Here is a 21,638-nt window from a genome sequence, read left to right on the forward strand (position 1 = left end):
TGCCCGAAAAGACCCACCCTGCGCCCCGCCCTATTCCAGATGCGCTTCGCACGATGGCGGCGGTCGACTCCCGAACGATGGACCGTGTCGCGACGGGGCCGCCAGCGCCGCAGAGGCTGGAATGCGATTGGGAATCGAATGAGCAAAGTGATCATCGTCACGGGTGCTGCAAACAGCATCGGACGAACCACCTGCCGGCAACTGATGCAGGCAGGCCACACGGTCTACGTTTCAAGCCGGGAAATGAGTGGCCCTATTGCGCAAGGGATCGAGGAGGCTGGATCAAATCCCGGCCAGCCCGGCGCCGATCTCCGCACGATCGAGTTCGACGTCTCTTCGGACTCCTCAGTGACCTCGGCCGTTGAGACCATCATCGCCGAAAACAGCCGCCTCGACGTGGTCGTGCACAATGCCCGGCAAGTCGTTTACGGACCCGCAGAAGCCTTCACGCCGGAGCAGCTCGCCGAGCTCTACGATACCAACGTCCTGATCGCACAGCGCCTCAATCGCGCGGCGTTGCCACAATTGCGCAAGCAAGGTCAGGGCTTGCTGATATGGATCACGTCAAGCAGCGCACGGGGCAGCTCGGTTCCGTTCCTCGGCGCCTGTGCTTCAACGGAAGCCGCCCTGGATTCGCTGGCACTCAGTTACGCCGGCGAGCTCGCACGTTGGGGCGTCGAGACGACCATCATCGTTCCCAGTGCTCTCGGACCCGGCCACTATGTCCGATCCGGCCGGCCGCAGGATACTGTTCGGGCGGAAGAATACGCGGATGGTCCGACCGCCGACGTGAGTGAAATCGCGCTTGCGGGACTCGCGCAGCTTTCGCCGAAGGATACGGCCCCACAAGATGTCGCAAGCACAGTTGCGAATGTCGTGAACATGCCGTTCGGACAACGTCCGCTGAAAGTTCATTTCGGCCCGGATGACGATGGGGCGGCAGCTGTCGACGCCGTCGCCGACCGCGCACGCACGGAACTGTTCGGCCGGATCGGCCTGGAGGATCTTCTCAAGCCGGTGTTGATCCGATGAGATCGCCCATCGGCGGAGATTTCCCCAATCGACGGTCGTTTCCCAAAAAATCAGGACTCTCCCCGGAGTTCCCTGCCCTCCGGACGAAAGTGATCAGCGACATCCATCGGTGATCCTTTACCGCGATACTGCTGGATGTTACGTTTGAAGCTGCCACCGCGGTCACACGTTTCGGCCCGAGTTCAAGTCATAGAGTACGACGAGTTGGTCGTCGGATTTGATATTTCCAAATGGTCCACCGCTGGCAGAGCAACGCCACAACAGCCACGACCGGACCCTCTCTCCAGGAGAGCTCCGCTCAAGAGATTTTCGTCTTTGGGCCGTTTCGTCTGGACGCTTCGCAGAGACGGATCGAGAAGGATGGCAATCCGGTCCAACTGTCGGCTCGCGCATTTGACCTGCTGCTGACACTGATCCGGCATGCGGGCGAAGTCGTCAGCAAGGGCGATCTGATAGCCAGGACATGGCCAGGCTCCAGCGTCGATGACAACAGCCTGCGCGTCCATATCGCAGCACTCCGCAAGGCGCTCGGGGACGGCAATGCCGGCGCCAAATATCTGAGCACGGTCTCGGGACAGGGTTATTGTTTCGTCGGTTCGGCCGCGACACCGGAGCAGAATCAACCTGCACCGACCAAGCCTGTTCGCGCGCACAACCTGCCGGCACATCCCTGGCAGATGGTGGGCCGCGAGCAAACCATCCAGGATATATCGGAAAGGCTCAAAGCCCAGCGTTTCATCACGGTCGTCGGCCCGGGCGGCATCGGCAAGACGACGGTCGCTGTTTCCGCGGGCCACGCCCTTCTCGCGGAATTCGCCGGCCAGGTTCACTTCGTCAGTCTCGGCGAGACCCGCGATGCCGCTCTGGTGCCGGCCATTGCAGCATCTTCGCTCGGACTGCGGGCGCGATCGGACGATCCCTCAAACAGTCTTGTTGCATTCCTGCGCGACCGGCGGATGCTGCTCATTCTGGATTGCTGCGAGCATGTCGTCGACGCCGCGGCGGCGCTGGCCGAACGGCTCTACCAGGAGGCACCGCAGCTGCACATCATGGCCACGAGCCGGGAGCTGCTGCGGGTCGAAGGCGAGCACACATATCGCCTCTCGCCTCTGACAAGCCCGCCGGAAAACGCCGTTCTGACGGCCGAGAGCGCGATTGCCTACCCCTCCGTAAAGCTCTTCGTGGAACGCGCGGCCGCAGCTGGAGGTGGGTTCGGATTGACGGATGCGAACGCGTCGGACGTCGGCAACGTCTGCCGTCGGCTCAATGGCATCCCGCTCGCGATCGAGCTCACCGCCGGCCATGTGACCGCCTACGGCGTCAAGGCCATGGTCCAACTCCTCGACAAGCACTTCAATCTGCTGTGGGAAGGACGACGCACGGCGCTGCCCCGGCACCGCACGCTTCGCGCAACCATCGAGTGGAGCTACGATCTTCTATCCGGGCCCGAACGGGTGGTTCTCAGCCAGCTATCCGTGTTCGTCGGCAGCTTCACCGCCGATGCGGCCCGAGCGATCGCCGGCAGCGATGCGACCAGCGACGACACGACCATGGCTGCGCTCGACAACCTCGTGGCCAAGTCGATGCTTGCCCCGAACCAGGACTCGCAATCGATTCGCTACAGGCTCGCGGACGCGACGCGGGCCTACGCGCAGGAGAAGCTCGCCGCCAGCACCGACGCCGAGATCGTGCCGCTACGCCACGCCTCCTACTTTCGAGATTTGCTTGAAGAGACGGCCGACGAGCCGAATGAAGGCCTGTCGTCGATGGCCGATCAATTCGGCGACATACGCAGCGCGCTGGCGTGGTGCTTCTCGGATCGAGGCGACCGCAGAACCGGCGTCGGCCTCGCTGCCGCAGCGATCCCCCTGTTCTTCAAGCTGTCGCTCTTCACCGAATGCCAGCTCTGGGTCACGCGCGCAATCGAAGCGCTTCGTGAGACGGGCGGAAGTGTCAGGCACGACCTCGCACTTCATGCCGCGCTGGCGTCGGCGCGGATGCTGACGGGACAAATCGACGAATTGGGCGTCGGCTATCTCGACAGAGCGGTCCGGTTGGCGGAGACAATTGGCGATGTCGCCGGCCAAATCCGCCTGATTGGCCGACTGCATCTGCTCCAATTGCTGGTCGGCAATTTTGACGATGCGCTGGCCACCGCTAAGCGCGGCGAAGCGATTGCCCTCGCCAGCAACGATTCCGTCGGAGTGGCGCGCATGCGCATGTTGCTCGGAACGTCGTGCCACTATCTGGGCGAGGTTGCCGCGTCTCGCTCGTACGTCGAAGCGGCGCTGTCCCATCCGGGACTGGAAGGCGACTCCCGTGGCGGCCTGACGTCCGATTACCCGAAGCGTCCTCAAATCACCCTCGCCCGCATCTTGTGGCTCGAGGGACATCCCGATCAGGCCACGGCGACGGCGCGCCAAGCCATCTCCGATGTGATCGCCATCAACCATCCGACCATATTGTGCATAGCGCTGCCCTGGGCATTCGGTGTTTTCCTTTGGAACGGGGATGTGGGCGTGTGCGAAGAGCACATTGACAGGCTCCTCGTGGAGACCCGCAAGCATAATCTCGCCACCCTCCAGACGGTCGGCGACGCCATGAAAGGGATTGCGCTGTTGGCGCGCGGCGAGAGTGATATCGGGCTGGCCATGCTGAACGCCTCCGTCAAGAAGCTGCAGAGCCAGCGCTACGGCGCGGCGGCCGGACTTTGCGTGCCGCTCGCGGAAGCTCTGGCGGCGACAGGTCGTGGAGATGAAGCACTCGACATCCTCGATCAGGCGATTGCCCGGGGCCGGCGTCGCAACTTCATGGTGGAGATGCCGGACATGTTGCGGGCAAGGGCAGAAGTGCTGATCCGCAAGGACAATCCCGACTTCCTGGAGGCGGAGCGGAGCCTGGCGCAGTCACTTGACCTTGCCCGACATCAGGGGGCGCTCGGTTTTGAGTTGCGCACGGCAATCGGTCTTGCAGGGCTATTGCAGCGGCGGGGCCGCCGCAGTGAAGCGCAAGACGTGCTCGCGCCCATCTATGGACGATTCACCGAGGGGTTCAATACGCCCGTCCTGAAAGCGGCCAGCGAATTGCTGGCCGAATTGGCGTCTCCGCCTTCGGGCTCGCTCGCCGCGAGTTGATGGCTCCGCAACGGGCGCGCCTGGGAGTGCGCGAACCCGCAGCGACATCAGGCGTGATCGCAACTCCTGTGGGTCAGGTCGTGCGGCTGGCGGCGATGCCGTGCAATCCGGATAGAAGCGCGCGGCGTGGAAAGACCGCGTCGAGGGGCCGGCGCATTCTTGGTCCGGCAATAGGACTTCGAAGCCAACGTTCTGGAGCACGGGGGATGCGGCGCTCGCCGAGGCCGCACCTGCGTCCGATGACATGTATCGGACGCCGCCCCCGGGGCATCCTGTAGTACCGCGCGTCAGCCCTATGAGGTCGAAAACTCCGTCATCATCGCTCTCGCGAGCCTGAGATCCGCGGTCTCGAAACCTTCGGTGAATTTGCCGTACACAAAAGCCAGGATTTGGTGCGCATCGGCGGGACGGCCCTGACTCGTCCTCAACCGTGCCAGGCTGATGGCCGCCCTCAGCTCCCAGAACAGCGCACCTTGGCCGCGCGCCACTTCGAACGCCTTGTCGAAGCACTGCTCGGCAGCGATAGCCGAGCGACGCTCGCCGGGATGCCGGAGCAACTCGCCCTTGATGCGCCAGAGCTCGGCCGCGTACCACCGCTCATCCCTCGCCTCGCAGCGCGCGAGCGCCTCATCCGCTGTCGCAAGCCCCAGCGATACTTCGCCGACCTCTCCGAGACATGCCGCCAGTTCGCCGAGAGGAAGCAGGAAGCGCGGCAGGAAACGCGCCTCGCCCGCAAGCTCGAGCGCCTTGCGCAGCAACGTCAGTCCGGCGGCGACATCGCCACGCCGCGCCATGACCATGCCCCTGAAGGCGCGCGCCCATACGTTCCATAGACGGATCGGATGACGTTCGGTGTGCTCGAGCAGCATGGTGCAATAGCCTTCCGCAGCATCGAGATCGCCGGCCAGGAAAGCAATCGGACAGGCGCCCTGGCCAAGCACGCTGCAGAAGGTCAGAGCATGACCACTCGCTCGGCCCTCCTCGACATTGCGCTCGACGACGCTCAGTGCCTGATCCGCCAACCCGAGAAGCCACAGGATGCGCGCCTGGAAATAGCGTGCCGAGGCACGCAGGTCGAACCTGAAACGGATCACCTGCGGCTTCGCCGCCAGATCGGAAAGGCGAGACAAGGTCCGCCCAATGTGATGATGCGCCAACCGCTGGTCACCGAGGTAGTGCAGCGTGGTGGCAAGCAGCCGATCGCCCATCATCCGGTCGACCGAATTTTGGGAATCGGCCACGATATCCGCGAAGCGGTGCGCGAATTCCAACGCCTTGCGGAACTCGCCGTTGTTGAATTGATCGATGCACAGCCCCCAAAGCGCGCGCAGGAGATAGTCGCTGTCGCCGAGCTGCTCGGCCAGCTGCAGGGTCGCCGCCCAAGCCGGACCGGCCTCTCGGGCCCTGCCAACGCCGTACATCAGTGACCAGCCAAGCGCGGCCGATAATTGCATGCGGAGCCGCAAAGCGCCCGCGGCGCTGCCGTCGAGGCTGGCCAACGCCAGTTCGGTCCGCTCGCGGCACTCGGCGAGGAGCGACAATTGTACCCATAACGGGACGGCCCCTGCGGTCAGCGCCACTCCGATCTGCGCATCTCCGTCGGGCGAGAAAGCCCAATCGAGGCTGGATCTTACGTTGTCGATGTGCTGGCCATAGAAGCCGAGCCACTCCGCCTGCGGCTTCACTTCGCTGTCAGCTTCCGCATTCGCAAAGAACCCGCCATAGTATCCGGCCTGGCGGCGCGCGACGCCGGGAAATTCGCCGCTGGCGTGAAGCTTTTCCAGCGCATAGGCGCGCGTGGTGTCCAGCAGACGATAGTACGGGCGCTCGCCGCGAATATCCGCAAGGACGAGCGACTTTGCCACCAGGTTGGCAAGCTCCGCGGTGACGTCGCCCATCCCTTCGCTCGCGACCGCGATCACGGCATCGAGCAGAAACTCTCCGGCAAACACGCCGAGCCGCCGCAGGACCCGCGCCTCGGCGTCCGGCAGTAGATCGTAGCTCCAGTCGAGCGTCGCACGAAGCGTTTGCTGCCTGGGCAACGCAGTACGCCGGCCGGTCGTCAGAAATTTGAACCTATCGTCGAGAAGTGCCGCGATCTTCGGCGGACTGAGCATCACGGCGCGTGCCGCCGCGAACTCGATCGCGAGCGGAATGCCATCCAGCCGGCGGCAGATGGCTGCGACGGCATCGAGGTTCTCTTCGTCGAGCGCGAAGCTGGAGCCCAGCGCTTTCGCTCTGGTCGTGAACAATTCTACCGCCGTGTAGGCCGATGCGGCGTCAGACCCGAGCCGGACTTCGGGCGGCACCCCCAGGGGCGGAACGCGATAGACATGTTCGCCGTCAATGCGCAGCGCTTCGCGACTTGTCGCCAGGACGATCGTTCCGGAACACTGGCTGACGATCGTCTCGGCCAGTTGGGCCACGGTATCAACGACGTGCTCGCAATTGTCGAGAATGAGCAACAACTGCCTGGCGCCAATCGCGCGCGCTATGGAGCCCGGGGTGATCTCCTCCCCTTCGAGCTTGATACCGAGCGTGCTGGCGACGGCCGAGCACACGAGCTTGGGATCGGGCAGCGAGGCCAATTCGACCAGCAACCGGTCGGCCGCAAAACCGGCTGGCGGCGTCCTGGCAGCTTGTAGTGCAAGGGCCGTCTTGCCGATCCCGCCAGGCCCGACGAGGCTCACGACGCGATAAGCCGACAGAAGCTCCCACAAACGCGCGACCGCGGTGGTGCGGCCGATGAGAACGAATGATGCATTGGGAATGTTGGTCGACGGCAGTGGCTGGGGTGCGGCAGATTGTAGCGGGGCATCCATCTGCCGGGTCCGCCATGAACCCAGCAGGCGATAGCCCCGGCCGACCGTTGTCGCCAGCATGTCACGATCCGAACCAAAGGCCTTCCGGATCGCCGCGATATGGACCCGAAGTGCACTCTCCTCGACGAAGACGCCGCGCCAGACACGCTCTGTCAGGTCATTCTTGGTGACCAGCCCGCCTTCGGCCTGAGCCAATTCCGCAAGAATCTCAAAGGCACGACCGCCCAGAGGAACGGACTCTCCCATCGAGCGCAGTTCGCGTCTGGCAAGATCGATCTCCCATTCAGCGCAAGCGTAGACGGGGCGCTGGTTTGGCTCGGCCATCATCGGCATAGCCCCAGGCGGTTGTTTGATCTTGCGCCCAGCGTATCACCAACGCTTTCAAAATACACAATCTGTCCGGCGACCAAGGCCGCCAGACACTCGCCGCAAATATCGCAATGCTCGCACGTCAGCAGCCGCGACAGATGGATCCTTCCAGCATCTTCTCGACCCGTGCGTCCTCCTTGTCGATGGTCGCATCCGAGCCGAGCAGCGGTCCCTTCGTCGGATGACCAACCCCCTCCGATGACGGGAGCGCGGTGCCGAGCGAGTTCGTTCCCGGCGCAGCAGCGCTGGTACCGAGCGCGCCGCCGCTCTCCATCGACATGTGAGATCCCATGCCGCCGCGGGCAGATGCAACGCCCGAGAGCGCAAGGCTGGCAACGACGCAGAGAAACCAGAGCAGTCTCATGGCTCACACTCCTCATGTTGTATGACCTGCACCTTGAACTGGGCGTCGCACACGATTCGACCATGCACGATCGCGCGAGCAACTATGACAATTGTGACAGAGTTCGGCTTCGAAGACGCATCAGACCTTCGTAACCGCGCGCTCTGCCTGATATTCCCGTCATCTTCTCGCAAGAGTGATGCACAGCAATCGGGGTTTTTTGGCCGGACTGCCTATATAGCCCGGTATAGAAAGCAATTCCGGAAACGCCATCAGCCGAGCAGCGATCATCGCCAAGCGACTCTCCGCACGTCACGAACAATGGAGATTCGCTATGAGTGCATTCAAAACCCTGATCGCCGCAGTGCTGCTCTCAACGGCAACGATATCATCCGCCTCCGCGGCTTGGTCCTTTGCCGATCAGGAGCCCGCCGCATTTGCATCAATGTATCCCAATCGCGACGTGCTGAATGGCGGCGCATTGACGCCGGCAGGGCGAATGGGTCTCGAGCGGTCCGGTGGCGCGGCTCCGGTGTTCGGAGCGGGCCACATCTACAACCGCCACGGGCATCGGTGAGCGGCGGCAACACGCAAAGGCAAATTGCCGCGTCACCATGCCTGTCTGTGACCTCGCTCGGAGTGCGACCGCGCCATGCGGCGCACCCCGCGGGTCCGGAGCCTCGATCGATATCATCGGCTCCGGACGTTTGTTCGCGACGACGGCGTAGAACGCTCCCCCAGATCGGGCGCCGGTGACGGGCCAATTCTACGCACACCATTGTAAAACTTCACAGTTCTTCAGCTTCTGTAATCCGGCTCGCGGCGGGTCCCGCGCTACACTCCGGCTATCGACTGTTGGACGAGCAGGCCCTCCATTGGCGCCATACCGCCGCCCGGCAGGCACGATGACCAGCAGCGCTATGGAGGCATCGCTTGATCACCGGTGGAAGTGGCCATTTGAGTCCGGACATTGCGAGGCGCCTGCGAAAACTAGCGGTCGTCACTGTCATATTTGCGGCCGGCGCAGCCAGCGCCTCTGCGCAACAGCGATACGATCCCGGTGCGAGCGACACCGAGATCAGGATCGGCAACATCATGCCCTATAGCGGCCCGGCATCGGCTTACGGCATCATCGGCAGGACGATGAGTGCGTATTTTCGCATGGTCAACGACAATGGCGGCATCAACGGCCGGACAGTCGAGTTCATCTCCTACGACGATGGCTACAATCCGTCCCGAGCGGTCGAGCAGGCACGGCGGCTCGTCGAGGCCGACGAAGTGCTCGCGATCTTCGCCCCCTTCGGCACCGCGAGCAACGCCGCCATTCAAAGGTACATGAATAATCGCCACGTGCCGCAATTGTTCGCCATTTCGGGAGCATCTCGCTGGGCTGATCCCGTCCACTTTCCGTGGACGATCGGCTGGCTACCGAGCTACCGAACCGAGGCACGCATCTACGCGGACTATGTCCTGACGCATTACCCTGGCGCCAGGATCGGCATCCTCTACCAGAACGACGACTTCGGACGCGATTATCTGGCTGGCCTGAAGGAGGTGCTGCAAGACAGGTACGCGCAAATGGTGGTTGCGAGCCTGCCATATGAAATCAGCGAGCCGACAATCGACTCGCAGATCGTGGCGATCAAGGCGGCCGCCCCCGACATTTTCATCAATGTCGCCACGCCAAAATTCGCGGCTCAGGCGATCAGGAAGCTCGCCGAGCTGGACTGGCATCCCGTCCACATCATGACGAACGTCTCGGTTTCGGTTGGCTCAGTGTTGAAGCTCGCAGGACTGGACAACGCGAAGGGAGTCCTGAGTGCCGGGTACCAGATGGACGTGACCGACCCGCAGTGGGACTCATACCCGGGCATGCAGCATTTTCGCGCGTTCATGGCGAAATACTATCCGGACGCAGATCGATCCGAAAGCGGCCCGCTGGTAGCATTCAATATGTCGAGCGCGCTCGTTGAGGTGCTTAGGCGCTGTGGCGACGATCTTACGCGCGAGAGGATCATGCAGGTGGCGACGAATCTCGACATCGAGGGGGCGGCCTATATTCCCGGCGTCCGGGTCAAGACATCGCCGACGGACTTTCGCCCGATCGAGCATCTCCAAATGATGCGTTTCACCGGCGAGAAGTGGGAATGGTTCGGTCCGCTCATGAATGGCCATTCGGACCAGATAACGCTTTCGCCCGACTAGCGAGCAATCGCTTTCGAGATGAAGCGCGGGCGCCGACTTCGTGCAAAGGCGAAAATGATCGTTCAATTGATACTGCTCATCCGACACATGCGTACACATGTCTGGCAGGCGAGCCGAGGCGTTCCCGGCGTCGCTTTGTCAAGGAGACGTGCAATGACTACACTGAAGCTCTTGTCGGCCGGACTGATGGTTTCGGCCATGATCGCCTCCCCCGCGATGGCTCGCGAAGGCAACAACCAGGCGCGCCGGACCAATGACGACGCCTATGCGTCGGTTCAGCGCGTTCCGGTGACGTCCAAGCGCAACTGTGTTCGCGCTCCCGACGTCGGTGCGTATGCGAGCGACCCCTGGCGTCGGCCTCCGTGCGAGCCCAAGTCGGGCTATTGAGCACGCCAACCGGAGCGCGCCCCCTTGCCGCAAGGCAATCGTCAGCGCGGACTTGAAGAGGTTCATCTCGGCGCTTCGGGGGCTTCCATCTCGCGGACGTGACTGGAGGAAGAATGGCGGCCCTATGAAGCCCCGTTCTTCCGACCGGCCATGTCTGAGACGCATTGATCCGTACCAACGCCGCGGCCCGGCATCTGCAGCGGATCCGAGAGCGATACCAGCTCCATCGCGGAATTCACCAACCTCGCCACTGCAGTCTCAGGCCCCGCGGGGGCGAGGCCTACTCGCTCGAGGCAAGGGCATCAAAGATCGAATCCAGCCGCAGCGGCATCTCGCCATCGACTCGGCGTGTCACCCGCGAAGCGCCTGAACGTCGTCGTGAAGTGGGCCTGGCTCTGAAAACCCACTGTGAGCGCGACCTCAACAATCGGCATCTCGCAGTCCCGCAGCAGATCCTTGGAACGCTGTATCCGGTGCCGCAAGATATATTCGTGAGGCCTGCAACCCGTCGCGGCGCGGAACTGGGCGGCGAAATGCATCCGGCTCAGGCCCGCGGCCGCGGCAAGATCCGCCAGCACGATTTTCTTGCGGAAGTGAGTCTCGATATAGTCGAGCACCCGCTTGAGCCGCCACTTCTGCAATCCGTGGACCGGCCTTTCAGAAGTGCATTGGCCGACGCGGGTTCGCTCGTCGAACCTCGGCTCCGCCTCGGACCGCAAGGCGAGGAGCCGGGCAATGACGGCAAATCGCAGGGCGTCGACGCAAAGGGCGCTATCGGTGGCCTTCAATCGCTCCATCGCGACGAGAGCTTCGGACAGGCGCTGAACTACCGGATCGTCGTCACAAATGGACGCCGTTGTCAGAGAGCTAGGTGCAGTCATGGCCGCGCGTTGCCACGGGATTTCGACGCGCAGCCAGCCGGTGTCGCGCGCCGGATTACACGGGGATATGCTGGAGCTGCGCCGTGGCTGCCCTTCGATCGCAATGACCAGACCAAGCCGCTCGAAGGCAATCGTCGTTGCGTCAAGGGGGGACAGATCGTCTCTGCGCGAAACGGTGGTAGGCGCGATGACCTTCGGAAGCGGCGCGATCGAGGCCATTGCGATGGCCGAGCGGAAATCTGTTTCGTCCGCGGTGACGGTCGCCTGGGTGTCGCCATGCTTCGGTTGTGGCGACAGTAATAATGGCTGAGACATGATCTTACTCTGGCAAGGACAATCCAAACGATGATGCTCCATTCCGGCGAAGCGCATCGATCGCAGAGTAAGGTAGCAAGCTATGGCCCGATCGCGAGTGAAGAGGCGCAAAATCAGGAAACTTCAGGCTCTCCTTCGCCGACATGCCGACACCGTCGAAGCGATGCGTCGTGCCATCCTTTCAATCGAGATGCCGCGCGATATCCTGCAGCTCGCGATGTGAACAGGTGTCGCTTCGACCGCTCGATAACGAAGAGACCAAGCAGGCTGCCGAGCTTCTGAACCGTTGCGACGCGAAGTCCCCTGCCCCGTGTTGCTGTCGGGATGTGCTGCACGCTCCTTCCGGCCCGCTCTCCCATTTTGGCACTCCCATTCGTCCTCACGAATTCGTGTGCAAGCAACGAGCGTTTCGGACGCCTGCATCGAGCCATGGCGAACAGCCGACTACTGAGAAGGTCGCCTTGACACCCCAACGGCCTCCCCTGTAGGACACCTGGGCATACTGACGCTTTCAGAATCTTGCCAGGGGCGGTGATCTTTGGGGGTCACGTCACTCTCCTAGATTGCGGCAGTGAAGCTGATCCACGGACCCCCTTATGTCGCCTTCGCCCGCCGTACGAACCTACTCTTTCGGTAACTGGCTCATCGATTGCCAGCGGAGAGAGCTGAAGTGCGACAACATCACGGTCCCGATCGGAAGCCGCGCATTCGAGATTCTCGAGAAGCTGGCGGGTTGCGCCGGTCACCTGGTGACCAAGGATGATTTGATCGGAAGTGTCTGGTCAGGCCTGGCCGTCGAGGACAACACGCTACAAGTCCATATCTCCGCCGTCCGCAAGGCGCTGGGCAAAGATCGCGATCTCCTCAAGACGATCTCGGGCCGTGGATATACCCTCGCCGGGACCTGGCGAAGCGGGCATTTGGATCAGCCCGCAGCGACATCGGTATCCGTCCCGGCCATCGAATCCTTTTCGAACAACCTGCCGAACACGCGCGCTCCTCTTATCGGGCGCGAGGATTGCCTGAGCGAAATTGCCGAACTTATGTTCGCATATCGGGCCGTGACTTTGGTCGGCCCGGGAGGCATCGGGAAAACAAAGCTGGCCATCGAACTTGCGCGCCTGGTCGCATCCTCATTCGATGGTGCGGTGGCGCTGGTCGAGCTCGCGACCTTGCATGATCCGGCACTTGCGACATCGACCACCGCCCGTGCGCTCAAGCTTGCCTTGAGTGACAAGGAGGTTTCGGCCGCCTGCATCGCCCAGGCCATCGGGTCACGGCGTCTGCTTCTCATCCTGGACAATTGCGAGCATGTCATCGACGTCGCTGCACAGATCGCGAGTGCTGCACTTCGCTATTGTCCCAATGTCACTATTCTTTCGACCAGTCGGGAAGGCCTCCGCATCGATGGCGAATACGTCGCGGCCATCCCGCCGCTGTCGGTTCCGGACTCTGGTTTGCGTGATCCCGGTTTGCTGTTGCAGGCAAGCGCCGTGCAGCTCTTCGTCGCTCGCACACAGTCGCTACGCGCGAACTTCTCTCCAGGCGCGGACGATCTGCTGAAAGTGGCTGCCATCTGTCGCCGGCTCGACGGAATTCCGCTCGCGCTGGAATTCGCCGCGGCTCAGACCGCGAATCTTGGGGTAGACACGGTCTTGCTTCGCCTGGACAGGCGAATGGAGTTGCTGAGCGGCGGCCGCAGGGACCAACTGCCACGGCACCAGACCCTGCGAGCGACGCTGGACTGGAGCTACGATCTGTTGTCGCCCGACGAGCAAAGGCTGTTGTGCTGGCTCGCGGTGTTTCCGGCAGGTTTCACACTCGATGCGGCCATTGCAATGATGGACGACGCGTTGTCCCGGTCGGACGTCATCGAAACACTGTTCAATCTGGTCGGAAAATCGCTGGTCGCGCTCGATCCCTCCTTCGAAGGGCGGTGGCGTCTGCTGGAGACCACCCGCGCCTATGCTCTGGAGAAGCTGGCAGAAGCAGGGCTCTGCGAGCAGGCCAGCAGACGGCATGCGGGCTTTCTCAGACAGCTCATCATGCCACCTGGCGATGCCTCCCCCGCCTCCGACGATCTCACTCGCCTTGCCCAGGAAATTGGAAACGTGCATGCGGCGCTCGACTGGGCCTTCGCACCCAGCGGCGATGCCGCGCTCGGCGTAGAGCTGACGGCCGGCTTTGTGCCGGTGTGGATGCAACTGCTGTCCTTCATGGAATGCTCGACCCGGATCGAGCACGCTCTCGCCCATCTTGACGGAGAGCTGACCTGCAATCCAAGGCTCAAGGCGCAGCTCTACGTCGCGCTGGGGTTCGCGCTTCTCAATACGACTGGCTCGGCGGATCGCATGAAAGCGGCCCTGAACATCGGCCTTGCGCTCGGCGAAGAGCTGTCCGATCTCGAGCTTCAGCTCAAGGCTGTTTGGACGCTGTGGAGCTATAATCTCAACTCGGGCCAATACGACGCGGCCAAGAGTGTCGGAGAGCGATATCTGGAGATCGCCCTTCGCACGGGAAACCCCGCCAACGAGACGGTCGGCCGCCGCCTGATCGGCGCCGCCACCCATTTTTACGGCGCGCAGGAGGAAGCTCGACGCGAACTGACCCTCTCCCTAGACCACTCGGCTCACGGATTGAAGGACGGCGCGAACCAGATGTGGTTCCTGCTCAACCAGAGCGTCCTGGCAAAAGCCATGTTAGCCCGCGTGCTGCTGCTCCAGGGAAAGATCGCCCAGAGCAGATCCCTGGCCGCGGAATGCCTCGAGGAGGCGCAGCGTGAGAAGGACAAGCTCGCGATCGCTTACGCGCTGCGGAACGCCGTGTGCCCCATTGCGCTGATGACGCATGATGTCGCCACTGCCGATCAGGCGATAGCGTCTCTCCTCGAGCTCGTCACGCGCGAGGGAATAGCTTTCTGGACGAGCTGGACGTCCTGCCTGAAGGGGCAGTTGCTCGTCCTGCAAGGCAGACATCACGATGGAATAGAGCTGCTGCGCAGCGGACTGAAAGCGCGGGCCGAGAACGGCTGGCTGATGCGCAATCCCGAATTTCTCGGATCGCTCGCCGAAGGACTGTTCGCGGTCGGCGAGAGTGCGCAGGCCCTGGCCGCCGTGGAAGATGCCCTGGCCATCTCCCGGCAAGGCCAGCAATTGTGGTGCCTTGCTGATCTGCTGCGGATCAAGGGCGAGATCCTGCTTGCCGATGGCTCGTCAGATCGGTCCCGCTCGGAAGTCCTGTTCTCCGAGGGCCTGTCCGTTGCCAGAGAGCAGCAATGCCGCTTCTACGAGCTGAAGGTCGCGGCAGCCTGGGCAAGGATCATGGCAGCGTCGGACCGCCAGCAGACCGCGCTTGATCTCGTCGGTCCGGTCAGCGCTTTGTTCGATCGGGAGGTCGATCTTCCCGCGCTCGCCTTTGCGCGCGGTCTCGCTGCAAGTCCGGGCATCTCGATTTCGACAGGCGGCGACGACCGGCCCCCGTCCTGCACCTGCCACTAGGTTGCTGATCTTTCGACCGGCACGACATGTCCTGCAGCGCTGGACCAGCCCTCACACTCAATCCTCCGGATCGCACCAGATGAGCATCTCTCGACGACAGGTCTTAGGCAGTGTTGGCGCGTCGGTGTTTTCGCCCGGCATCATCCGCGCCCAGGGCACGAGACCGATCAGGATCGGCGAGATCAACTCCTATAGCAGCGCGCCCGCGTTTACCCTGCCCTATCGTCGCGGCTGGCAGTTGGCGGTCGAACAGCTGAATGCGGGCGGGGGCCTGCTCGGGCGAGAGCTGCAGGTCATCAGCCGGGACGATGAAGGCAAGCCGAGCGTCGCGCTGCGTGCCGCCGAAGAACTGGTGCGACGGAATGACGTCGATCTTCTGGCAGGCGCATATCTGTCGAATGTCGGACTGGCTATCAGCGACTTCGCCCGGCAAAACCGGATCCTCTTCGTGGCGAGCGAACCGCTCACCGACGCCCTCGTTTGGGAGCAAGGACATCGATATTGTTACCGGCTCCGCCCCTCGACATACATGCTGGCAGCCATGCTGGTGGAGGAGGCAGCTCAATTGAAGGCGACGCGGTGGGCGACGATCGCCCCGAACTACGAATACGGCCAGTCGGCCGTAAGATGGTTCACGCAGCTTCTGAGCCGCCGTCGCCCCGACGTCGCGTTCATCAACAGTCAGTGGCCGCCGCTGGGTGCCATTGATGCCGGCGTGGTCGTCAACGCCCTCGCGCAGCAGAAGCCCGAAGCGATCCTCAACGTCACCTTCGGACCCGATCTCGCCAGATTTGTCCGGCAAGGCAATGATCGCGGCCTGTTCGAAGGGCGACACGTCGTGTCGTTCACGACCGGCGAACCCGAATACCTTCTTCCCCTCGGGCAGGACGCCCCGGAGGGATGGATCGTGACCGGCTATCCGGTGACCGAGGTCTTGGGTCACGCCAACAGCGCCTTCGTGTCGGCCTATTCCGCGCGATATGGCGAGGCTCCCACGATGGGATCCGTGGTCGGTCACGCCTTGATCAGCTCCATCGCGGCGCCGATCGCAAAGCTCGGGAAATTCGATACCGAGGCGATGGCCGACGGCTTTGGCAACGTCGGCTTCGAAACGCCGTTCGGCCCGGCGATTTGGCGTTCCATCGACCATCAGAGCACGATGGGGACCTTCGTCGGCCGCACCACTGTACGGGCCAACAAGGGCGTGATGGTGGACTGGAAGTACCGGGACGGTGGAACGATGCTGCCGCCCGACGCCGAAGTTTTGAAGCTACGACCGGCAACGTGAAGCGCCGGTGCGGCCAAGGCTATGCTAGCCGAAGTGTCGTCCCCCGTTCCCCACGCGGTGCGACGAGAGTCCTGTAGCGGCGTCGCCTCAGCATCCCGGCGGCAAGATCGGCGACACTCCCGGCGTTGGCGCCGCGCCTGAGGCGTTGGCCGGCAACACGGTCGCAGGCGCTGCGAGGTTCATCGAGACTCCTTCCGCGCAGGCCGTGCTGTTCGGGCTCGGCATGACGGCGGCATTCGGATCGATGCCGGTGCCGCCGGCGGCGCTGGTGTCCGCCAGGATCGTGCCGGGCGCGAGACTGGACGGCACTTGCGGGATCGAGAGCGGCAGGGACGCAGCGCTTGTCGCGAGCCCTCCCGGCGTCGAGCTGCATGCGACCGTCGTCCCCGTTCCCGCCGGTGCCGCTGCGGGAATCGTTCCGATGGAGCTGCCGGTTTGCCCTGTGACCGGCAATAGCGGAGCGCCGATGCCTGACGCTGACGCGCCGATGCTCGATACGATCGGGGTCGCCGGCACCGGCATCGGGGACGTCGATGGCGTGGCGCAGACGACGACCGTACCCGGCGTCGTCGGATCCGAGGCGAGCGGAACAGGCGCGAGCGTCGTGTCGGGAACGCCAGGCTCGGTTGTTGCGGAAAACGGACCCGGACTATTGAGCGGCGAGGTCACGATCGCACCCGGTACGGTTGGAAGGCCCATCGCCGTGGTGCCCATCGTTGAGACCTGCGCCTCACTCGAAGAACAGCCCAACAGCAAGGCGATCGTTGTTGCGAGCACGATCCGGATCATCTCTATGCTCCTAACTGACCTCGACCTTGCGAATGGTGACCTTGCTGCCCTCCGCCAGGTTCACCGCCGGATTGAGCACGACCTGGTCGCCGGGCTGGAGGCCCTCGCGCACTTCAATTGTGGTGCCCAAGTCCCGCGCGATCGAGACGTGCTGCAGATGAACGGTGCCATTCCGCACGACCGCGACATGAAGACCGTTCTGATCGAAGACGAGCGCATCGGACGAGACGGTCATCGACGGCGTCTTGCGCGGGATCGACAGCTCGACCGTGCAGTAGATACCGGGACTCAAGGCACCGTCCGGATTGGGCACGTCGATCTCGGTCAGCAGAGTTCGGCTTCCCGGCTGCAATGCGCTTGCGATGCGCGTGACTTTCCCCGGAAACGTCCGCCCCGGGATCTCGGGGACGCGAATATCCGCGTCGACGCCCGGCCCGACTCCGAAGGCCTCGTCCTGCGGCACGAAGACCTGGGTTCGGATCACGTTGGAATGCATCAGCGTGAACATGAAGGTCGACCCTGCCTGCACCAGGCTGCCATTGTCCACGTTGCGCTGTGTGATGACGCCGTCGAACGGCGCCACCACGCGCTGATAGGCCTTCTCCTGCTGGAGCACCCGAATCTGGGCTTCCTGCGCTGTGATGTTCGACTGGGCGACACCGACGGCCGCCTGCTGTGCACGCAGGGTGAGACGATCGTTGTCGCCCTGCTGTGCCGTCAGCCAGCCTTGCTTGACCAGATTGCTGTCGCGCGCATTGGTGACGTCGGCGAGCTCCCGGCTCGCTTGCGCCTGCTGCAAGGCGGCCTGGTTTTGGGCCAACGTCGCCTGGGCCTGGGCGATCTGCTGGTCGAGCTCCGGAGCGGTGATTGCCGCGAGAAGATCGCCTTTCTTGACCCGATCGCCGATATCCACGTAGCGCTTTTCGATATAGCCACTGGTCCGCGCGAAGATATTGGCTGCCTCGAACGCGGTCGTCGTCGCCGGCAAGGTAACCTTCATCAGGTCGCCGCTGGGCCGGACCACCGCCACCCGCACCTCCGGAATGGCGGTTCTCACCTGCTCCGCCACTGCAGCGACCTCACGCGCCGCCTGATAGTGCCGCCAGCCGCCAATGCCGAGACCGCCCGCGAGCAGCAGCAGCATCCCTCCTCCGAGCAGCGCGCCGCCGTAACGGCGTCCGGATGGCGCGGCCTTGCCGGGGAGCTCGACGATGCGGCGGCTCTCCGCATCGGGCGGGTCCCTCGCCTCGTCGTCATTGGTCCGCACACGAACGTCGCTCATTCCGGTTGCTCCTCGAATACGCCGTGGTGAGGCTTGCCATCGTTACCTTTGCGCAGCATGGCAAAGAGGTACGGCACGATCAGCAATGTCGTCGGGGTCGCGAACAGAAGTCCGCCGATCACCGCGCGCGCGAGCGCGGCGTTCTGCTCCTCGCCCGGACCTCCGAGCGCCATCGGGATCATGCCCACGATCATCGCGGCAGCAGTCATCAGGACCGGACGGATCCTGGTGCGGCCCGCGCTCAGCGCCGCCTGGAACGCGGAATGTCCCTTCAATTGCTCATCACGCGCGAACGTCACGAGCAGGATCGAATTCGCGGAGGCGACGCCGACCGCCATGATCGCCCCCATCAGCGAAGGCACGTTCAGTGTCGTTCCGGTGATGAACAGCATCGTCAAGATGCCGCACAAGGTCGCCGGCAGCGCCATGATGACGACGAAGGGATCGCCGAAGTTCTGGTAGTTCACGACCATCAGCAGGTAGACCAGGATGGCGGCAAACAGCAGGCCGATTCCGAGATTGCGGAACGACTGATTCATGCTCTGGATCTGTCCCAGGACCTGGATCGAATTACCCGGCTGGAGCTGCTTCTGGAGTGTGGACGTGACCTTGTTGATATCGGCCGCGACGCCGCCGAGATCGCGACCCTGGACGCTCGCATAGACGTCAAACACCGGCTGGACGTTTGCCTGGTTCGAATTGGTGGGGACACTCCCCCGCTTGAACGTCGCGACATTGCTGAGGAGGCCGGGCACCGTCTGCCCGCTCGCGGCAAGCGAGGCCGACACCGGCGTGTTTCCCAGTGCGTTCAGCGAATTGGCCCTGTATTCGGGTGTCTGCACGGCCAGATAATACGGGATGCCCGACGTCGGATCGGTCCAGAAGTTCGGCGAGACCTGAGCCGACGAACTGAGGCTGACATTGATATTGGTCGCCACCGTGCTCGCGTTGAGCCCGAGCTGCGCGGCCCGCGTGCGGTCGATGTCGGCATAGAACGCCGGAGCATCGACTTCCTGCTGCAGATGCGCATCGACGACACCGGGGATCGCCGCGAGGCTCTTCTGCAGCTCCTTGGCCACGGCCAGATTGTTGGCGCCGTAGCCAACCGTGCGGACATCGATCTGCGCCGGAAGACCGAAGTTCAGGATCTGCGTCACGATGTCGGCCGCCTGGAAATAGAACGTGTCCTCCGGGAATGCCGCCGGCAGCACCTGGCGCAGTTTCCTGACGTAGTCCGCGGTCGGCTTGTGTCCGTCCTTGAGCGACACGAGAATGGTGCCGTCGTTCACACCGATCGTCGAGCCGTCGGTGAATGCGAGATTGTAGGGACGCGCCGGAAGCCCGATATTGTCGACGATCAGCGCCCGGTCCCGCTCCGGAATCACCTGGCGGATTTTGTCTTCGACCGCCTGAAAGATCGCTTCCGTCTTCTCGATGCGGGTGCCCGCGGGCGCGCGAACGTGGAGCTGGATCTGGCCGCCGTCGATCAGGGGATAGAAGTCCCTACCGACATAGACGAACATGGTGGCCCCAAGAGCAAGCACCAGCACCGCGACGACCGGCACGACAACGCGACGCCGAAGCAACGTTAACAGCAAATCGGAATAGCCGTTGCGCAGGCGTTCGAATCCGCGGTCGAACATCGCCGAGGCGCGGCCGAAGATGCCCGACGGGCTTCCGCCCTCGCCATGGCGCCGTTCGCCCTTCAGCAGCAGGCCGATGGTGATCGGCGTCAGCGTTCGCGACAACGCATATGACGCCAACATCGCGAACACCACCGCCAGACCCAGCGGGGTGAAGAGGTATTTGGCCGGCCCTTCCAGAAAGACAACCGAGGTGAACACACAGCTGATGGCGAGCGTGGAGACGAGCGTCGGCACCGCGATTTCAGCCGCCCCGTGCAGCGTCGCATCAGGCAACGGCATGCCTTCCTCGGTCCAGAGCCGGTGCGTGTTCTCGATCGTCACCGTGGAATCGTCGACCAGGATACCGACCGCGAGTGCAAGCCCGCCGAGCGTCATCGTGTTCAAGGTCTCGCCGAGACAATACAGCACGACCAGCGAAGACAGCATCGCCAGCGGGATCGAGATCAAGACGACCAGTGTCGATCGCCACGATCCCAGAAACAGCAGGATCATCAGTGCCGTGAGGCCGGCCGCGATCGCGCCCTCGCGCAGCACGCCATCGACCGAATGGGTGACGAAGACCGACTGATCGAACAGCTCGTTGATCTTCAGCCCTGCAGGAGCCGACGCGCGAATCGAACTCAAGGCCTTCTTCACCCCGTTGACGACAGCGAGCGTCGAGGCATTTCCGTTCTTGATCACGCTGAGCAGGACGGCGCGATGACCGTCCTCGCGCACGATGTTCTGCTGGACCTGGGAGCCGTCCCGGACCTGGGCAACGTCCTTCAGGAAGATCGTGGCCCCGTTCACGAACTTGACCGGGATCATGTTGAGATCCTTGATCGAGGCTGGCGTGGCGTTGGTTCGAACGGTGTACTGGGTGTCGCCGATTTTCGTCGTCCCGGTGGGCAGCGTCAGATTTTGGGTGTTCACCGCATTGACGATGTCGAGCGGCGTCAATCCGCGCGACAGGAGCTTGTTCGGATCGATGTCGACCATGATCTGGCGGTACTTGCCGCCGGCAGGCGTGGGCAGCGTCACGCCCGGAACAGGCGCCAATTGCTGCCGGATACGGTAGATGCCGAAATCGTATAATTGCTGCTCGTTCAGACTATTGGACTCGAGGCTGAGCTGCAGCACCGGCACGCTCGATGCATTGAACTGCACGATGATTGGCGGCTGAATGCCCGGCGGCATCAGAGCGCGGATGGCGTTGGTTGCCGAGACGATCTGCGAGATTGCGAGGTCGAGATTCACGTCCGGCTGGAAGTAGATCTTCTGAACCGACAGGCCGTTGAGAGTTTGCGCCTCGATGTTCTTGATGCCGCTGACATTGGCGCTGATCGAATACTGGCTGTAGGTGCTGACGCGCTGCTCCATCTCGGGCGTCGACAGGCCGGTGTAGCTCCACACCACCGTGACGACGGGAATGCGGATCTCCGGAAAAATGTCCGTCGGCATCGACCAGATCGCGATGCCGCCGAGAAACAGGATCAACGCCGCAAGCACATAGAACGTGTGCGGAAACCGTAGCGCGAAGCGAACAATTCCCATGGTGGTTCTGCCTGAAGCAAGTTGCGCGGGATCATTGAACAGATGAGGACGGGAGAGCATCCGTTCAAATGAAAACGAATTCAGATGCTCCGCGGCAGGACAGACATCATTCGTA

13 protein-coding genes are annotated in these 21,638 nt (G+C 63.0%); 7 read left to right on the top strand and 6 right to left on the bottom strand.

The window, feature by feature from the left end; all coding sequences use genetic code 11:
• The first annotated feature begins 138 nt into the window (after window positions 1-138).
• Together AB7Z56_RS29395 and AB7Z56_RS29400 are read left to right on the top strand one after the other, a co-directional pair.
• The gene (locus tag AB7Z56_RS29395; RefSeq protein ID WP_063984298.1) at window positions 139-1,032 is read left to right on the top strand and encodes an SDR family NAD(P)-dependent oxidoreductase; all 894 of its coding nucleotides are present in this window, start codon (window positions 139-141) and stop codon (window positions 1,030-1,032) included.
• A gap of 230 nt (window positions 1,033-1,262) precedes the next feature.
• Window positions 1,263-4,166 (top strand): ATP-binding protein, encoded by a 2,904-nt coding sequence (locus AB7Z56_RS29400; protein WP_084795223.1) that lies wholly within the window; start codon window positions 1,263-1,265, stop codon window positions 4,164-4,166.
• Window positions 4,167-4,459: 293 nt separating this feature from the next.
• Here the strand turns inward: AB7Z56_RS29400 and AB7Z56_RS29405 are convergent, their stop codons facing one another.
• Both AB7Z56_RS29405 and AB7Z56_RS29410 read right to left on the bottom strand, forming a co-directional pair.
• Window positions 4,460-7,315: an ATP-binding protein gene (locus AB7Z56_RS29405; RefSeq protein ID WP_231144512.1), complete on the bottom strand. Its 2,856-nt coding sequence runs from the start codon at window positions 7,313-7,315 to the stop codon at window positions 4,460-4,462.
• Between the two features lie 124 nt (window positions 7,316-7,439).
• The gene (locus tag AB7Z56_RS29410; protein WP_028153535.1) at window positions 7,440-7,721 is read right to left on the bottom strand and encodes a hypothetical protein; all 282 of its coding nucleotides are present in this window, start codon (window positions 7,719-7,721) and stop codon (window positions 7,440-7,442) included.
• A gap of 313 nt (window positions 7,722-8,034) precedes the next feature.
• On the opposite strand from AB7Z56_RS29410, the gene AB7Z56_RS29415 reads away from it, so the two are divergent.
• From AB7Z56_RS29415 to AB7Z56_RS29425, 3 genes are all read left to right on the top strand, one after another.
• Window positions 8,035-8,277, top strand: a complete 243-nt coding sequence (locus AB7Z56_RS29415) for a hypothetical protein (protein ID WP_063984300.1) — start codon at window positions 8,035-8,037, stop codon at window positions 8,275-8,277.
• Window positions 8,278-8,633: 356 nt separating this feature from the next.
• Window positions 8,634-9,905 (top strand): ABC transporter substrate-binding protein, encoded by a 1,272-nt coding sequence (locus AB7Z56_RS29420; RefSeq protein WP_063984301.1) that lies wholly within the window; start codon window positions 8,634-8,636, stop codon window positions 9,903-9,905.
• Window positions 9,906-10,058: 153 nt separating this feature from the next.
• On the top strand, window positions 10,059-10,292 hold the full coding sequence (locus AB7Z56_RS29425) for a hypothetical protein (RefSeq protein WP_063984302.1): 234 nt from the start codon (window positions 10,059-10,061) through the stop codon (window positions 10,290-10,292).
• Window positions 10,293-10,594: 302 nt separating this feature from the next.
• Here AB7Z56_RS29425 and AB7Z56_RS29430 read toward each other — a convergent pair whose 3' ends face one another.
• Complete coding sequence (locus tag AB7Z56_RS29430; protein ID WP_231144511.1) at window positions 10,595-11,488, bottom strand: helix-turn-helix transcriptional regulator; 894 nt, start codon at window positions 11,486-11,488, stop codon at window positions 10,595-10,597.
• Window positions 11,489-12,084: 596 nt separating this feature from the next.
• Here AB7Z56_RS29430 and AB7Z56_RS29435 point away from each other — a divergent pair.
• Complete coding sequence (locus AB7Z56_RS29435) at window positions 12,085-14,985, top strand: ATP-binding protein (protein WP_063984304.1); 2,901 nt, start codon at window positions 12,085-12,087, stop codon at window positions 14,983-14,985.
• Between the two features lie 79 nt (window positions 14,986-15,064).
• On the top strand, window positions 15,065-16,273 hold the full coding sequence (locus AB7Z56_RS29440; RefSeq protein ID WP_208089359.1) for an ABC transporter substrate-binding protein: 1,209 nt from the start codon (window positions 15,065-15,067) through the stop codon (window positions 16,271-16,273).
• A gap of 87 nt (window positions 16,274-16,360) precedes the next feature.
• On the opposite strand, the gene AB7Z56_RS29445 is transcribed toward AB7Z56_RS29440, so the two are convergent.
• The 3 genes from AB7Z56_RS29445 to AB7Z56_RS29455 are packed head-to-tail and all read right to left on the bottom strand — an operon-like array spanning window position 16,361 to window position 21,523.
• Window positions 16,361-17,062, bottom strand: coding sequence for a hypothetical protein (locus AB7Z56_RS29445; RefSeq protein WP_063984306.1), 702 nt, complete (start codon window positions 17,060-17,062; stop codon window positions 16,361-16,363).
• 10 nt (window positions 17,063-17,072) lie between these two features.
• Window positions 17,073-18,344, bottom strand: coding sequence for an efflux RND transporter periplasmic adaptor subunit (locus AB7Z56_RS29450; protein WP_063984307.1), 1,272 nt, complete (start codon window positions 18,342-18,344; stop codon window positions 17,073-17,075).
• Window positions 18,341-21,523, bottom strand: a complete 3,183-nt coding sequence (locus AB7Z56_RS29455) for an efflux RND transporter permease subunit (RefSeq protein WP_071915337.1) — start codon at window positions 21,521-21,523, stop codon at window positions 18,341-18,343. Before AB7Z56_RS29455 ends, AB7Z56_RS29450 begins: the two co-directional genes overlap by 4 nt.
• Between the last annotated feature and the right edge of the window lie 115 nt (window positions 21,524-21,638).

This window comes from Bradyrhizobium sp. 482_C4_N1_8 (assembly GCF_052075965.1).
In the GTDB taxonomy this organism is placed as follows: domain Bacteria; phylum Pseudomonadota; class Alphaproteobacteria; order Rhizobiales; family Xanthobacteraceae; genus Bradyrhizobium; species Bradyrhizobium barranii.